Annotated in this window: 12 protein-coding genes; 7 read left to right on the top strand and 5 right to left on the bottom strand. The window is 69.6% G+C overall.

Annotated elements, in window-relative coordinates:
* Positions 1-20: 20 nt before the first annotated feature.
* A complete protein-coding gene (locus NUG21_RS04930; RefSeq protein ID WP_242082081.1) occupies positions 21-2,876 on the top strand; it encodes a TonB-dependent receptor in 2,856 nt (951 codons plus the stop codon).
* 644 nt (positions 2,877-3,520) lie between these two features.
* Here NUG21_RS04930 and NUG21_RS04935 read toward each other — a convergent pair.
* Together NUG21_RS04935 and ppa are read right to left on the bottom strand one after the other, a co-directional pair.
* Positions 3,521-4,636: an HDOD domain-containing protein gene (locus NUG21_RS04935; RefSeq protein ID WP_160945335.1), complete on the bottom strand. Its 1,116-nt coding sequence runs from the start codon at positions 4,634-4,636 to the stop codon at positions 3,521-3,523.
* Positions 4,637-4,792: 156 nt separating this feature from the next.
* The gene (ppa, locus tag NUG21_RS04940; protein WP_017917485.1) at positions 4,793-5,326 is read right to left on the bottom strand and encodes an inorganic diphosphatase; all 534 of its coding nucleotides are present in this window, start codon (positions 5,324-5,326) and stop codon (positions 4,793-4,795) included.
* Between the two features lie 198 nt (positions 5,327-5,524).
* Between ppa and NUG21_RS04945 the strand changes: the two genes are divergently transcribed.
* Complete coding sequence (locus tag NUG21_RS04945) at positions 5,525-6,013, top strand: hypothetical protein (protein ID WP_263392443.1); 489 nt, start codon at positions 5,525-5,527, stop codon at positions 6,011-6,013.
* A gap of 58 nt (positions 6,014-6,071) precedes the next feature.
* Here NUG21_RS04945 and NUG21_RS04950 read toward each other — a convergent pair whose 3' ends face one another.
* Positions 6,072-8,099: a sodium-translocating pyrophosphatase gene (locus tag NUG21_RS04950; protein WP_160945333.1), complete on the bottom strand. Its 2,028-nt coding sequence runs from the start codon at positions 8,097-8,099 to the stop codon at positions 6,072-6,074.
* A 257-nt stretch (positions 8,100-8,356) separates the two neighbouring features.
* Between NUG21_RS04950 and NUG21_RS04955 the strand changes: the two genes are divergently transcribed.
* The gene (locus NUG21_RS04955) at positions 8,357-8,896 is read left to right on the top strand and encodes a hypothetical protein (protein ID WP_263392444.1); all 540 of its coding nucleotides are present in this window, start codon (positions 8,357-8,359) and stop codon (positions 8,894-8,896) included.
* Positions 8,897-9,083: 187 nt separating this feature from the next.
* Here the strand turns inward: NUG21_RS04955 and NUG21_RS04960 are convergent, their stop codons facing one another.
* Together NUG21_RS04960 and NUG21_RS04965 are read right to left on the bottom strand one after the other, a co-directional pair.
* Positions 9,084-9,404: a DUF6434 domain-containing protein gene (locus NUG21_RS04960; protein ID WP_263392445.1), complete on the bottom strand. Its 321-nt coding sequence runs from the start codon at positions 9,402-9,404 to the stop codon at positions 9,084-9,086.
* 184 nt (positions 9,405-9,588) lie between these two features.
* Positions 9,589-10,845 (bottom strand): 6-phosphofructokinase, encoded by a 1,257-nt coding sequence (locus tag NUG21_RS04965; protein WP_263392446.1) that lies wholly within the window; start codon positions 10,843-10,845, stop codon positions 9,589-9,591.
* A gap of 145 nt (positions 10,846-10,990) precedes the next feature.
* Here NUG21_RS04965 and NUG21_RS04970 point away from each other — a divergent pair, with 145 nt between their 5' ends.
* The 4 genes from NUG21_RS04970 (at position 10,991) to NUG21_RS04985 (ending at position 14,898) form a co-directional block, all read left to right on the top strand.
* On the top strand, positions 10,991-11,554 hold the full coding sequence (locus NUG21_RS04970; protein ID WP_010343370.1) for an adenylate kinase: 564 nt from the start codon (positions 10,991-10,993) through the stop codon (positions 11,552-11,554).
* Positions 11,555-12,085: 531 nt separating this feature from the next.
* Entirely contained in the window at positions 12,086-13,525 is a 1,440-nt protein-coding gene (gene mpl / locus NUG21_RS04975; RefSeq protein WP_263392447.1) for a UDP-N-acetylmuramate:L-alanyl-gamma-D-glutamyl-meso-diaminopimelate ligase, read from the top strand.
* A 28-nt stretch (positions 13,526-13,553) separates the two neighbouring features.
* On the top strand, positions 13,554-14,135 hold the full coding sequence (locus tag NUG21_RS04980; protein WP_010343368.1) for an LON peptidase substrate-binding domain-containing protein: 582 nt from the start codon (positions 13,554-13,556) through the stop codon (positions 14,133-14,135).
* 283 nt (positions 14,136-14,418) lie between these two features.
* Positions 14,419-14,898 (top strand): protease inhibitor I42 family protein, encoded by a 480-nt coding sequence (locus tag NUG21_RS04985; protein WP_160945329.1) that lies wholly within the window; start codon positions 14,419-14,421, stop codon positions 14,896-14,898.
* Positions 14,899-14,987: the final 89 nt, after the last annotated feature.

Consider the following 14,987-nt stretch of genomic DNA (forward strand, 5'->3'; position numbering starts at 1 on the left):
ACGTTACCCTGGAGAGATTGATGAACCTTCGCACTCCCGCAGTGCGGCTGGGCTTGCTGCCCGCCAGCATCGCGATCGCGTTGACGCCGGCGATTGCCGGCGCGCAAGAAGCCGCCGCCTCGTCCACCACCACGCTGGACCGGATCGAAATCACCGGTTCGCGCATCCGTAGCGCCGACGTCGAAACCCAGCAGCCGATCCTGACCCTGGACCGCCAGGCGCTGGAGCGCCAGGGCTACACCTCGGTCGCCGACGTGCTGCAGAACCTGACCTCGGCCGGTTCCCCGGCGATCTCGCGCGCCGACGCGCTGGCCTCCGGCGAAAACGTCGGCGGCTACTACGTCGACCTGCGCAACCTCGGCGCCGAGCGCACCCTGGTGCTGCTGAACGGCAAGCGCCTGGGCGCCACCACCTCGGGCCTGCAGGACCTCAGCCAGGTGCCGATGGCGGCGATCGAGCGCATCGAAGTGCTGAAGGACGGCGCCTCGTCGATCTACGGCTCCGACGCCATCGCCGGCGTGGTCAACATCATCACCCGCAAGCGCTTCGACGGCGCCGAGGCCTCGGCCGAGTTCGGCCAGTTCGGCGAAGGCGACGGCAAGACCTCGCAGTACTCCTTCACCATCGGGACCCAGGGCGAGCGCGGTGGCGTGGCGCTGACCGCCGAGTACTCCAAGCAGGATCCGGTGTTCGCCAAGAACCGTTGGTTCAGCCGTGACGGCAGCCGTGGCCCGAACTCCACGCCGAGCAGCTGGAGCCCGATCAGCCAGAACGGCAGCTGGTGCAACCCGCTGACCGTCGATTGCTCGGATCCGGACGTGGCGGTGTGGCAGACCCTGAACCCGGGCGGCAACCCGAACAACCCGGCCGACTACCACCCGCTGACGGCGGCCGAGCGCGCCAACTCCAACCAGCAGATGATGGTGCAGACCGGCGTCGAGCGTAAGTCGGTGTTCGCCAACGCGAACTACGACCTGACCGACTCCATCGTCTTCAACGCCGACGTGCTCTACAACGAGCGCACCACCGATCAGCAGATCGCCGGCTACCCGTACCAGTCCGCCGCGTTCGGCACCCCGCTGGCCGGCGACAGCGCGTTCAACCCGATCGGCCAGGACATCGACTTCCGCCGCCGCCTGTGGGAAGTGCCGCGCACCACCGAGAGCAAGCTGAAGACCACGCGCTTCGCGCCGACCATCAGCGGCTCCTTCGAGTTCGCCGACAAGAGCTGGGACTGGGACGTCGGTGCGCTGTGGAACCGCAACGAGAGCACCAAGACCGGTCACGGCGACATGAGCCTGATCGCGGCGCGCCAGGCGCTGGGTTCGTCCTTCATCAACGCCAACGGCGTCGCCCAGTGCGGCACCGCCGCCGCGCCGGTGTCGCTGAGCGCCTGCCGTCCGTGGAACCCGCTGCTGCCGTACGGCGTGGCCGGCCCGGGCTCGCTGGCCGATGCGGACACGCAGGCCTTCCTGTTCCCGTACTTCACCGACACCGGCCTGACCAAGACCACCAGCTACACCGCCAACCTGAGCGGCACGCTGGCGACCCTGCCGGCGGGCGACCTCGGCATCGCGGTCGGCTACGAGCACCGCAAGGAAGAAGGCCGTTTCTCGCCGGACGCCTTCGCGCAGTCGGGTGAGAGCACCGGCCTGGGCGCCAAGACCACCGCCGGCAACTACGATCTGGACGAGTTCTACCTCGAGTTGAACGTGCCGATCCTGGCCGACATGGCGTTCGCCAAGCAGCTGACCCTGAACCTGGCCAGCCGCTACTCCGACTACAGCAACTTCGGCGACACGGTGAACTCCAAGTTCGGCTTCACCTGGAAGCCGATCGACGAGCTGCTGGTCCGCGGCACCTACGCCGAGGGCTTCCGCGCCCCGACCATCAGCGATCTGTACGGCGGCCTGAGCAGCAGCTTCGAGTCCTACGTCGATCCGTGCGGCGTGGGCGCGCCGAACAGCGTCAACGGCAATGCGGCGTGTTCCGCGGCCGGCGTGCCGGTCGGCTACACCCAGCTGGGCCAGGGCTACGTGCCGTGCACCACCTATCCGTGCCAGACCCCGGACGAGTTCATCAGCGGCTCCAACCCGAACCTGAAGCCGGAAACCTCCACCAGCAAGACCGCCGGTCTGGTGTGGAGCCCGCGCTGGGTGCAGGGCCTGGACATCTCGCTGGATTGGTACCGCTACGAGATCAAGGACATGATCATCGCCGATAGCGTGGACCGCATCCTGCGCGACTGCTACGTGCTGGGCAATGCCGAGCGCTGCGCCGGCGTGACCCGCGCCGCCGACGGCCACATCTCGGCGATGACCTACGGCGTGGCCAACCTCGGCCAGATGGAGACCGAAGGCTACGATCTGGGCATCCGCTACCGTCTGCCGGAAATGGCGTTCGGCAAGATCATGATCGACTGGCAGACCAGCTACGTCAGCAAGTACGACGAAGCCGGCCAGAACGCCGCGGGCGACAACATCACGATCGGCCGCGTCGGCGAGCCGGGCATCTTCCGCGTGCGTTCCAACCTGGGCGTGAACTGGACGATGGGCGACTTCGGTGTGAACTACACCCTGCGCTACTACTCCGGCATGAAGGAAAGCTGCATCTCGCTGGCCACGGACTACTGCGATGCGCCGGACCACTTCGCCAACGGCGAATCCGATCCGCTGCGTCACACCGGCTCCAACACCTTCCACGACCTGCAGGTCAACTGGAAGGCGCCGTGGGACGCGACGATCGCCATCGGTGCGAACAACGTGTTCGACCACCGCGGTCCGCTGATGTACTCGGCCCCGGACAGCAGCTTCGCCTACTACGGCGGCTTCGACATCGGTCGCTACGTGTACATGAAGTACACCCAGCGCTTCTGATCGAGCTGTTGGCGTGACACGAAGACGGGCCGCAAGGCCCGTCTTTTTTTTGTGTCTGCGCGGCGTCTGTGAGGTGGCACGCTGGGCGGCAGGCAGGCGGTTGGCGAACCGTGGCGCGGCGTATGGCCGGCGCATCCTGGCGTGCGCGTCGCTGCTATGGCCCGGGGACTGCTGGCGATGGAGGCGCTTGGCTTGGCAGCGCGTGCCGACGATCACGGCATCAGGGCCGCTGCAAGCACCGGCTGTCGCTGTCGTAGGAGCGGCTTCAGCCCCCACGGGCTTTACCGGGAACGCCCGCGTCGCGGTTGAAGCCGCTCCTACGGACACGTCCTTAGTTTATTAGAGGCGCCCTGAAGCCGCTCCTGCGGCAGCGCGCTTCGCGTCGTCGCGGGATGCTCTGAACCCGCCCCTTTCGCGGCCGCTACGCGCTCGCGGGGGCGGCTCCTGCCGCGACTCGCGATGGTGCCGTCGTCGCGCCGCTGCAGGGGCGCGCGGCGGACCGTCTTGCGGATTGGCCCATTGGCGGGCCGCGATGCCGGCGAGATACGCCGAAAACAGCGGACCAACGGCAGCGAGGACGCCGGCGAGGTGCACAAGCGCCATTCGGCGCGCACGGCGGCAAGCCGCGCGCACCACGTTCGGGCTCAGGCCGACGTCAGCCCCATCAGGTTCTCGGCCTGCTCGCGCCAGGTCGGCAACTTGCCGAGCATGCCGGTCTTGGCCAGGTATTCCTCGTCGACTTCCGAACCGCTGGCCAGCGCCATCGCCACGTGCACCGCGCCGGTGACCCAGAAGCTGCGGGTGCTGGAACGCTGCGGCTGGCGATGGAAGGCCACCGCCTCGATGATCGGCATCGGCAGGCCCCACAGGCCGAGCAGGTAGGCACCGGCCTCGGCATGGCCCGGCCGGGTGTCGTCGTCACCGGTGGGCGGCTCGCGCTCGTCGCGCACGCCCGGCAACAGCAGGCCGATGTCGGCCAGCAGTGCCGCGGTCGACCCCAGCTCGACGCTGGAGGTCGGCAGCATCTTCGCGGCCAGCTTGGACGCCAGCAGCGAGCGCTGCTGCAGCGCGTTGCGCTCGGCGTTGGACAGCGCCTGCACCGAGAACACTTCGCTGGCCAGGACCAGGTCGCGCAGGGTGGCGGTGCCCAGGCGGGTCACGGCGGTGCGCAGGTCGGAAATGGTGCGGCCGTTGGAGAAGAACGCCGAATTGCACAGCTGCAGCACCTTGGCCGCGATCGCCGGGTCGGCCGAGACCAGCTTGGCCAGGTCGGCGGCGTTGCTGCCTTCGTCCTGCTCCAGCGCGTGCATCAGGCTCAGGTACAGATGCGGCGGCGAGGGCAGCTTCTCGATGCGGCCGATGCTGGAACGCAGGCGCGGGTTGCCCAGCAGTTCCTGCAGCTCCTCCAGGCTGGTGACCGCCTCCAGCAGCATCTCCGGCGACAGCGGCAGCGGCAGGAACCGGTGCGCCACGCCGATGATCCGCGCCGGCGGCGCACGGTTGCTTTGCTCGGCCTCGATCAAGGCGATGCGGATGGTTTCCGGGCTCAGCGTGCGGATCTGGCCGAGCAGGGTGGCGGTGGTCAGGTCCGGCAGCGTCGGCGCGGCGATCACCGCATCCAGGCGCACGGTGGCCGCCGCGGCGATGGCGGCATTGCCGTCGGCGACGCTCTGGACCTGCCAGTCCTCGCCAAGATCGCGAATGTATTCAGTGACTTCGGACGGAAGGCTGGCTTCGTCGCCGACGAACAGGATGCGCAAGAGACTGTCCCCCAAGAAGAGCCGGGTCGCGGACGGACCGGGCTCGGTGATGCCATGGCGCAATGTACCGCAAACCCCGATGGGCGGCGCCCCGGCAACGGCAAAACGTGAAACAGGTCGGCCACGGCGGGGCAGGGCCCCGCCACGGCGAGCGGCTCAGGCGCCGGCTTCGAAACGGGTCACGGACTCGCGCAGGATGCGCTTGGCCTCTTCGGCGTTGCCCCAGCCGTCGAGCTTGACCCACTTGCCCTTCTCCAGGTCCTTGTAGTGCTCGAAGAAGTGGCCGATGCGCTCCATCCAGTGGCCGGACACCTGGGTGATGTCCTCGATGTGCGCATAGCCCTGGAACACCTTGGCCACCGGCACCGCCAGGATCTTCTCGTCGCTGCCGGCCTCGTCGCTCATCTTCAGCACGCCGACCGGGCGGCAGCGCACCACGCAGCCGGGCACCAGCGGCAGCGGCAGCACCACCAGCACGTCGGCCGGGTCGCCGTCGCCGCACAGGGTGTTGGGCACGTAGCCGTAGTTGCAGGGATAGCGCATCGGGGTGGAGAGGATGCGGTCGACGAAGATGGCGCCGCTGGCCTTGTCCACTTCGTACTTGACCGGTTCGGAATCCTTGGGGATTTCGATGACGACGTTGATTTCTTCCGGCAGGTTCTTGCCGGAGGTGACCAGTTCCAGACCCATGCGCTAGCTCCAGTGGAGTGGCTTCTAAAGAGGCAGGCATTCTAGTCGGTTGGCTGTTGCAATGCAGCGCACGCCCGTTCGGAGGATTCCTACAGCGGTTTCGGACTCCATACCGGCCCGCATGGGGCGCAGTCCGATGGTGCCGGTACCGGGCGGCGGCGATCCTGTGGCCACTGTCCCCCACCACGGAGCAAGACGATGAATGGAATCCGGCGATCGATGTGGCCGCTGCTGGCGGTGCTGGTCCTGGCCTGCGGCGCTGCGCAGGCACGGCAGGCGCAACCGACCTACGTGGATGCGATGGACTACCCGGCACCCGGCGAGGGCTGGGAGGCGTTCGCCGACCTGGAGCAACGGCTGGCGCACGACTTCGACCAGCTGTGCGGCGACACCTTCTGCGAGGGCGACTACAGCGACTACCGGCCGCTGCGCTATCGCTGCTCGGTGCGCCAGCGCGACGGGGTGATCGGCGAGTGCATCTGGAGCTTCGGCGCCAGCGAGGCCAGCATCGATCCGGACAGCGGCCGGGTGGTGGTCGATGCGCGGCTGTGGCATTGCCGCACGCCACTGCAACCGCAGACCCGGCTGCACGCGCTGTACACGGCGCTGTCGGGCGAGCGGCCGCTGTTCGCGCCGCTGCCGCGCAGCGAGCGCAGCATCAACGACGGCCTGATCGACTGCCTGTAGCCAAGCGCGTCCTGCGCAGCGGGCGTCGGCATGTCGCCGGCGCCCGCTGCCCTTGCGGCTACAGCAGCGGCACCAGCAGCAGCGCCACGATGTTGATGATCTTGATCAGCGGATTGATCGCCGGCCCGGCCGTGTCCTTGTACGGGTCGCCGACGGTGTCGCCGGTCACTGCGGCCTTGTGCGCCTCGCTGCCCTTGCCACCGAAATGGCCGTCCTCGATGTACTTCTTGGCGTTGTCCCAGGCGCCGCCGCCGGTGGTCATGGAGATCGCCACGAACAGGCCGGTGACGATGGTGCCGATCAGCAGGCCGCCGAGCGCGCGCGGGCCCAGCAACAGGCCGACCACGATCGGCACCGCCACCGGCAGCAGCGACGGTACGATCATTTCGCGGATCGCCGAGCGGGTCAGCATGTCCACCGCGCGGTCGTACTGCGGCTTGCCGGTGCCCTGCATGATTCCGGGGATCTCGCGGAACTGCCGCCGGACTTCCTCCACCACTGCGCCGGCGGCACGGCCCACCGCTTCCATCGCCATCGCGCCGAACAGGTAGGGGATCAGGCCGCCGATCAGCAGGCCGATGATCACCGTGTGGTCGGACAGGTCGAAGGCGAAGGTGTCGGTGGGGTGCGCGGCGCGCAGGTTGTGGGTGTAGTCGGCGAACAGCACCAGCGCCGCCAGCGCCGCCGAGCCGATCGCATAGCCCTTGGTCACGGCCTTGGTGGTATTGCCGACCGCGTCCAGCGGATCGGTGACCGCGCGCACCTCCGGCGGCAGTTCCGCCATTTCGGCGATGCCGCCGGCGTTGTCGGTGATCGGGCCGTACGCATCCAGCGCCACGATCATGCCGGCCATCGACAGCATCGCGGTGGCGGCGATGGCGATGCCGTACAGGCCCGACAACGCGAACGCGCCCCAGATCGCCGCGCACACGGCGACCACCGGCAGCGCGGTGGACTTCATCGAGATGCCGAGCCCGGCGATGATGTTGGTGCCATGCCCGGTGGTGGAGGCCTGGGCCACATGCTGCACCGGCTTGTACTGGGTGCCGGTGTAGTACTCGGTGATCCACACGATCAGCCCGGTCAGCACCAGGCCGATCAGCGCGCAGCCGTAGAGCTTGCCGGCACCGGCGGCGGTGTCGCCCATCAGCTGCTGGGTCACCGGCCAGAACGCCAGCGCCGCCAGCACCGCCGACACCACCACGCCCTTGTACAGCGCGCCCATGATCGAACCGCCCGGGCGCACGCGCACGAAGAAGGTGCCGACGATCGAGGCGACGATCGAGACCCCACCCAGCACCAGCGGATACAGCACCGCGTTGCGCCCGGCCTCGGCGGCCATCAGCCCGCCCAGCAGCATCGTCGCGATCACCGTGACCGCATAGGTTTCGAACAGGTCGGCGGCCATGCCGGCGCAGTCGCCGACGTTGTCGCCGACGTTGTCGGCGATCACCGCCGGGTTGCGCGGGTCGTCTTCGGGAATGCCGGCCTCGACCTTGCCGACCAGATCCGCGCCGACGTCCGCGCCCTTGGTGAAGATGCCGCCGCCCAGGCGCGCGAAGATCGAGATCAGCGAACTGCCGAAGGCCAGGCCGACCAGCGCATGCAGGCTGTCGCCGACGCTGTGGCCCAGCCACTGCAGCAGGCCGTAGTAGCCGGCCACGCCGATCAGGCCCAGGCCCACCACCAGCATGCCGGTGATCGCGCCGCCGCGGAACGCCACCGCCATGGCCGGCGCCAGCCCGCGTCGCGCCGCCTCGGCGGTGCGCACGTTGGCGCGTACCGACAGGTTCATGCCGATGTAGCCGGCGACCCCGGACAGCACCGCGCCGATCGCAAAGCCCCCGGCGGTGTACCAGCTCAGGAACACGCCGACCAGCACCAGCAACACCACGCCGGCGATGGCGATGGTCAGGTACTGGCGGTTGAGGTAGGCGCGGGCGCCTTCCTGGATCGCATCGGCGATCTGCCGCATGCGTTCGTTGCCGGCAGGCTGCGCCAGGATCCAGCGCGTGGAGACGATGCCGTAGAGCACCGCCAGAGCCGCGCACGCCAGTGCCACGGTGACCGCATATCGTTCCAACATGACCCCTCCCAAGGATGTGGATGGCGCCCAAGCGCTGGACATACCGAGGGATCACACCGTAGGAGCTGAAGCATGCAACGACTCCGCGGCCACAACGCGCGCCGCTGGTGCGTATCGCAATGTCATCTGGCCTGAACGTGGGCGAGTATGCGCCTGGCTCCGTGATGCCGCCAGCGACCAGGCAGGGCGTCGCACTTTTGGCGTCCGGTTCAGTCTGCGCATGGCAGCGTGGCGCATCGCTTCCCAGGAGCCTTCCGATGCAATCGACGATTTCCCCGCGACTGCGCGCACGCGCCTCGATCCTGGCCATCGCCCTGTGCGCGCTGGCGCCGCTGGCCGCGGCGGCCGCCGACCCGACCCCCGAATTGCAGCGCCCGGCCAGCGCGCCGCAGGCGGTAGGCGTGGTCCACACCATTCGCCAGATCCCCGAGGCCTGCGTGCGCTTCGAGGGCGAGTACACCGGCGATGCGGCGCAGCCCTACCGTTTCTCCGCCGTGCGCAGCAGCCCCACCTGCCAGCCGCGCGCCAGGCTGGTCGAGTTCGACCAGGCCAAGCCCAGCGAGGCCACCGGCTGGAAGTTCAACGATCTGATCCGCGTGCCCAGCGCGGCCTGTCCGTCGCAGCAGGCGGTGGTGCGGGTGTGGCGCAAGCCGGTCGCACTGAACAGCGAACGCGATGGCCAGGGCCAGTCGCGGATCTATCTGGAAGAGGCCAAGCAGCAGGCGGCCGCCGGCAAGGTCGCGCAGGTGCCGCAGTTCACCGCGCAGATGACCGTGGAAGGCAAGGCCTGCCGCTGAGCGAGCGGGTTGGCTGGGCCGTCTCGGCGACTCGCCTGCACGGCGGGGCGGCACGGCCGCGACTGCCGCAGCGTGTGTGCGCGACTATGACGGAGCTGCCGTGACACGGCCCATGCCGGCGGATGTGAGGTATCGGCGCGTGCGTCAATCAGGACTCTGGCCAGGCTCCCCGGCGTGGCGCCTCGCGCTAGCTGCTGGTTGCCGATCCGGCGCATGCGGTGTGTGCGACCGGCGGCGTCTCATCGGCTGACGTCGTGCCGATGTGCCGCCGCTGCCATGCGTCGGCGACGTCGCCCATGGTCTTGGCCACGCCATTCCTGATCCAGGCCATGAACGCGCGATCGAAGGCGAAGCCGTCGCCGAATGCCGCAACGAGAAAACGGCGCACGTTCTGCGTGTTGCGGTAGCGTCCGTCCACCGGCGTCGCGCGCGTGATGGTGTCGCTGTGCCAATCGAAGTGCATCCGGGCGCGCTCGCTGGTGCGGTCTTCGCGCTTGCCGCCGTGCATGTCGGCCCTCTTGGACTTCATCGGGGCGCCGGCACGATGGCGCGCGTGCCGTCGTGCCTGCGCGTGGTGAGCGAGTGGGGTCTGCCACGCCTCCGTCGCCGCGCTTCAGGCGTTGGCGCCCGTCCCGCAGCATACCGCGCACCGGCGTGCGCCGGTCGCGGCACAGGGGCGCTTGCCCGCGTTGTCAGCCCTCCCAGGCCGGCAGCTTCTTCTTCACCGCCACGTTCTTCAGCGCCACGTACTTCGGTAGGCCGTCGCTGCCGTAGGGCAGCGGCGCTTCGCCGCGGATCAGCGGCTGCAGGTAGCGGCGCGCCTTCTCGGTGATGCCGAAACCGTCCTTGCGCAGGAAGCCGGCCGGCATCTTCTTCTCGTGGTTGGCGACCTTTGCCAGCGGCGCGGCCTCGATCTTCCAGCGGTACGGCGCGTCGCTGCTGCGCACGATCGCCGGCATCACCGCGTTCATGCCCTTCAGCGCGAACTGCACCGCGGCCTTGCCGACCGCCTGCGCCTGCTCCCAGTCGGTGCGCGAGGCGATGTGGCGCGCCGAACGCTGCAGGTAGTCGGGCAGGGTCCAGTGCACCTTGTAGCCCAGTTCGGCCTTGACCTTGCCGGCCAGGTAGGACGCCACGCCGCCGAGCTGGCTGTGCCCGAACGCGTCGGTGCCGCCGCCGGCATCGGCGACGAAGCGCCCGTCGGCGGTCTGGATGCCCTCGCTGGCCACCACCACGCACCAGCCGACCTTGTCCACCACCTTGCGCACCTGCGCCAGGAACGCGGCCTCGTCGTAGGCGCGCTCGGGGAACAGGATGATCTGCGGCGCGTCGTCCGGCGATTGCGCGGCCAGGCCGGCGGCGGCGGCCAGCCAGCCAGCATGGCGGCCCATGGCTTCGTAGACAAATACCTTGGTCGAGGTCTCGGCCATCGCCGCCACGTCCAGCGCCGCCTCGCGCACCGACACCGCGGTGTACTTGGCGGCCGAGCCGAAGCCTGGGCAGGTGTCGGTGACCGCCAGGTCGTTGTCGATGGTCTTGGGCACGCCGATGCAGTGCAGCGGGTAGCCGAACGCCTGCGCCAGCTGCGACACCTTCCACGCGGTGTCGGCCGAATCGTTGCCGCCGTTGTAGAGGAAGTAGCGCACGTCGTGCGCCTGCAGCACCTGCAGCAGGCGCTCGTACTTGGGGCGGTCGGCCTCCAGCGACTTGAGCTTGTAGCGGCACGAGCCGAACGCGCCACCGGGGGTGTGGGCCAGCGCGGCGATCGCCGCCGCCGACTCCTTGGACGTGTCGATCAGGTCCTCGCGCAGCGCGCCGAGGATGCCGTTGCGCGCGGCCAGCACCTTGACCTTGCGTGCCCGCGCTTCGCCGACGACGGCGGCGGCGCTGGCGTTGATGACGGCGGTGACGCCGCCGGACTGGGCGTACAGCAGGGTGCCTTGGGCCATGGTCGGGGTTCGCTCCTGGGGTGGGGACATTGCCGGGACATTGCCTGGATGCGGTAAGCTGGGGATCTTGCGGTGCAGCGCAGGCGTGGCCCCCGAGTCTAACGCCGCCGGCCGCGCACGGTACTTTCCTCGAGGAGTCAGGTTGATGCGATTGGTTCTGTTGGGACCGCCCGGATCGGGCAAGGGCACGCAGGCGGCCCGCCTGAAGGACAAGCTGCAGATCCCGCACATCTCCACCGGCGATCTGCTGCGCGCCGAAGTCGCCGCCGGCACCCCGCTGGGCGTGCAGGCCAAGGAAGTGATGGCGCGCGGCGATCTGGTTTCCGACGACATCCTGCTGGGCATGCTCGAATCGCGCCTGGGCCGCGACGACGTGCGCAACGGCTTCATCCTCGACGGCTACCCGCGCAACCTGGCCCAGGCCGGCGCGCTGGACGAACTGCTGGCCAAGCTCGGCCAGCCGCTGGACGCGGTGGTGCAGTTGGACGTGGCTAACGAACTGCTGGTCGAGCGCATCGCTGGCCGCGCCAAGGCCGAAGGCCGCGAGGACGACAACCCCGAGTCGGTGCGCAAGCGCCTGCAGGTCTATACCGATTCGACCGCGCCGGTGATCGGCTTCTACGACAAGCGCGGCACGCTGGCGCGGGTGGATGGCGTCGGCTCGCTGGACGAGGTGCTCGCCCGCATCCTGGCGGCGATCGGCCGCTGAGGCGGCACACACGCCGGCGCCCGCGACGGGCGCCGGACGTGCAGATGGTGCTAGATCCCGACGATTGCGCGTCCCCATTCACGACGCGCAACGCCCGTAGGAGCGGCTTCAGCCGCGACGGGCATTCCCGGGAAAGCCCATCGCGGCTGAAGCCGCTCCTACGAAGGTAAGCTTGTCTCCCGCCGCCGCACAGCGAGTGATCGACCGTGGGCGCGCATGTCGCTTGCCATGGGGCCAGGATCGATAAAAAAAGTGCCAGCGAGCGGGCTTGCTCAGGGCCCCACGACATGAGCTCCCTTGGGGATGGTCTCTTGGGGAGTAGAACCACAGGGTGTCGAGGCTGGCCCGTTCATTCTCGGCGTCGGCTCCCGACTTGCCTATCGGGAACTTTACCCAGCCGATGTGGGGGATTCCCTACTTGACGGCGCAGCGGCGCACTTGCTCCGAAGCGGTCCCGCGCGGGGCCTGTCGCCGCCAACGGCCGGCACGTCGCTGGTTTGCGTGCGCCGGGGGATCGGCGACAATCGGGCCATGAGCAAGATCCATATTCTCGGCATCGCCGGTACGTTCATGGGCGGTGTCGCCGCGCTGGCGCGCGAACTCGGCCATGCGGTCGAGGGCAGCGACCAGGCGATCTATCCGCCGATGTCCACGCAGTTGGAACACCTTGGCATCGCGCTGAAGCAGGGTTACCTGCCCGAGCACATCGCCGCGGACTGCGACCAGGTGATCGTCGGCAACGCGTTGTCGCGTGGCAATGCGGCCGTGGAAGCGGTGCTCGACGCCGGGCGCGCCTACACCTCCGGGGCGCAATGGCTGAGCGAGCAGGTGCTGCCGGGGCGCGACACCCTGGCGGTGGCCGGTACCCACGGCAAGACCACCACCACCAGCATCCTGACCTGGCTGCTGCAGGCCGCCGGGCGCGAACCGGGTTTCCTGATCGGCGGGGTGGCCGAGGACTTCAGCGTGTCCGCGCGGCTGGGGCGTGCCGTTGCCGAACCCGCATCCGGCGCTGCGCGCCACCTTCTTACTGGGGGAGAAGGAAACGCGGGATCGGACCTTGCGGAGCGCCCGCTGTTTGTCGTCGAGGCCGACGAGTACGACACCGCGTTCTTCGACAAGCGCAGCAAGTTCGTGCACTACCGGCCGCTGGTGGCGATCCTCAACAACCTCGAGTACGACCATGCCGACATCTTCCCCGACGTCGCCGCGATCCAGCGCCAGTTCCACCACCTGGTGCGGACGGTGCCGCACCGCGGCCGGCTGATCGTCAACGGCGAGGACGCGCACCTGCGCGAGGTGCTGGCGATGGGCTGCTGGACCCCGGTCGAGCGCTTCGGCTTCGATCCGGCCTTCGAGTGGAGCGCACGCCTGCTCGCCGCCGACGGCAGCCGTTTCGCGGTGCTGCACCAGGGCCGCGAACTGGGCGAGGTGGACTGGCCGCTGCTCGGCCGCCACAACGTGATGAACGCGCTGGCCGCGCTGGCCGCGGCGCATGCGGTGGGCGTGGCGCCGGCGCAGGTGATGCCGGCGCTGGCGCGCTTCCGCAGCGTCAAGCGGCGCCTGGAACTGCTCGGCCAGGCGCAGGGCATCACCGTGTACGACGACTTCGCCCACCATCCCACCGCCATCCGCACCACGCTGGAAGGCCTGCGCGCCAAGGTCGGCGCGGCGCGCATCGTGGTGGCGATGGAGCCGCGCAGCAATTCGATGCGGCTGGGCGCGCATGCCGAAGCGCTGGCGCCGTCGCTGGAGGCCGCCGACGCGGTGGTGTTCCTGCAGCGGCCGGAGCTGGCCTGGGATGCGGGCAAGGTGATCGCTGCGGTGCGCGGGGATGCCTGCGCGGCGCCCGACGTGGACGCTTTGCTGGCCGCGCTGCAGGCGCAGGCGCGCGCCGGCGACCACGTGGTGTTCATGTCCAATGGCGGTTTCGACGGAGCGCCGCGGCGCTTCCTGGCGGCGCTGCAATGAGTCTCGCCGGGCACGGCGGAGCCGGCGCGTGAGCCCGCAGCGGACCACGCTGCCGCTGTTCCCGCTGCACGCGGTGCTGCTGCCCGGCGCCTCGATCAAGCTGCGTGTGTTCGAGCGCCGCTACCTGGACCTGGTCCGCGAGTGCGGGCGCACCGACAGCGGCTTCGGCGTGTGCCTGATCCTGGACGGCAGCGAGACCGGCGCCCCGGCGGTGCCAGCGGCGTTCGGCACCGAGGCGCGCATCGTCGATTTCGATGTCGGCGCCGACGGCGTGCTGGTGCTGAGCCTGCGCGGCGCACGGCGCTTCCACGTGCTGCGCAGCCGGGTCCGCGACAACGGCCTGGTGGTCGGCGACGTGGAATGGCGCGAAGCCGACGGCGACGACGAACTGCGCCCGCAGCACGCGCTGTTGGCGACCGTGCTCGACAGCATCCTCGACCAGGCCGCCGCGGTGTATCCGCTGGCCGGTCCGCGCCAGCTCGACCAGGCCGCCTGGGTCGGCTGGCGCATGGCCGAACTGCTGCCGCTGGACGAACGCCAGCGCCTGTCGCTGCTGCAGGAAGACGACCCGCACGCGCGGCTGGATCAGTTGCTGGCCTGGATTCCCTGAGCGGGGCGGGCGAGGGCGGTAGCGCCGTCCTCGCCTGCACGACGCATCGCGGCGCAGAGCGGCCCGAGCTCTGCGCGGCCTCGCGCCAGGATCGGCCCCCATCCGACACAGATCGCCGCGCGCTGCCGTCGATGGGGCAGCGAAGGCGCCCACGCACGGCATTCAGCGCGCCGCTAGCAGGCGCAGGCGACGCTTGGCAGCGATCGGCGGCCGCCCGGCTGCCGGCAACGGCATCCCGCCCTGGCGGCCTGACGTCCTATCCACGCACGATCGAGGACTTCGTATGAGGCGTTCCTTCCTGCTGTTGTTGCTGTCCGCCGGCGGCGCCGCGAGCCTGCCGGCCGTCGCCGCCGAGCCGCCCGGCACCACCGCCGCTGCCACCACTGGCCAGGCCGATTGCCCGCGCGGCGCCATCGCCCTGGTCACCGGCAATGCCGATCAGGTGTCGCCCAAGACCTGCCTGACGCCGTCGATGAAGCCGTTCGCCCTGCAGCGCGGCCAACTGTTCGCCATCACCCTGTCCGAGAACGGCTCGACCGGCAGCGCCTGGGCCTTGCGCAGTCTGCCCGCGTCGCTGTCGCTGCTCGACATCGAACATGCACCGGGCACGGCCTGCGCCGCCGGCCGGATGGGCTGCCCCAGCAATGTCACCTACACCTTCAAGGCCACCGAGCACGGCAGCGGCACGATCGATCTCCTCTACGCCCGGCACTGGGAAGATCGGGCCACCGACTCGCGTTCGGTCCGGGTCGAGGTGAAGTAGCGGGACGGCGACGCGCCTGCGCCAGTGGCGGGTCGCGTCAACCGTGAGTCGCCTGCGCGTGCGCCATCGCGGCCCGCGTTGCCGCCGTC

Source organism: Xanthomonas sp. CFBP 8445, assembly GCF_025666235.1.
Classification (GTDB): domain Bacteria; phylum Pseudomonadota; class Gammaproteobacteria; order Xanthomonadales; family Xanthomonadaceae; genus Xanthomonas_A; species Xanthomonas_A indica.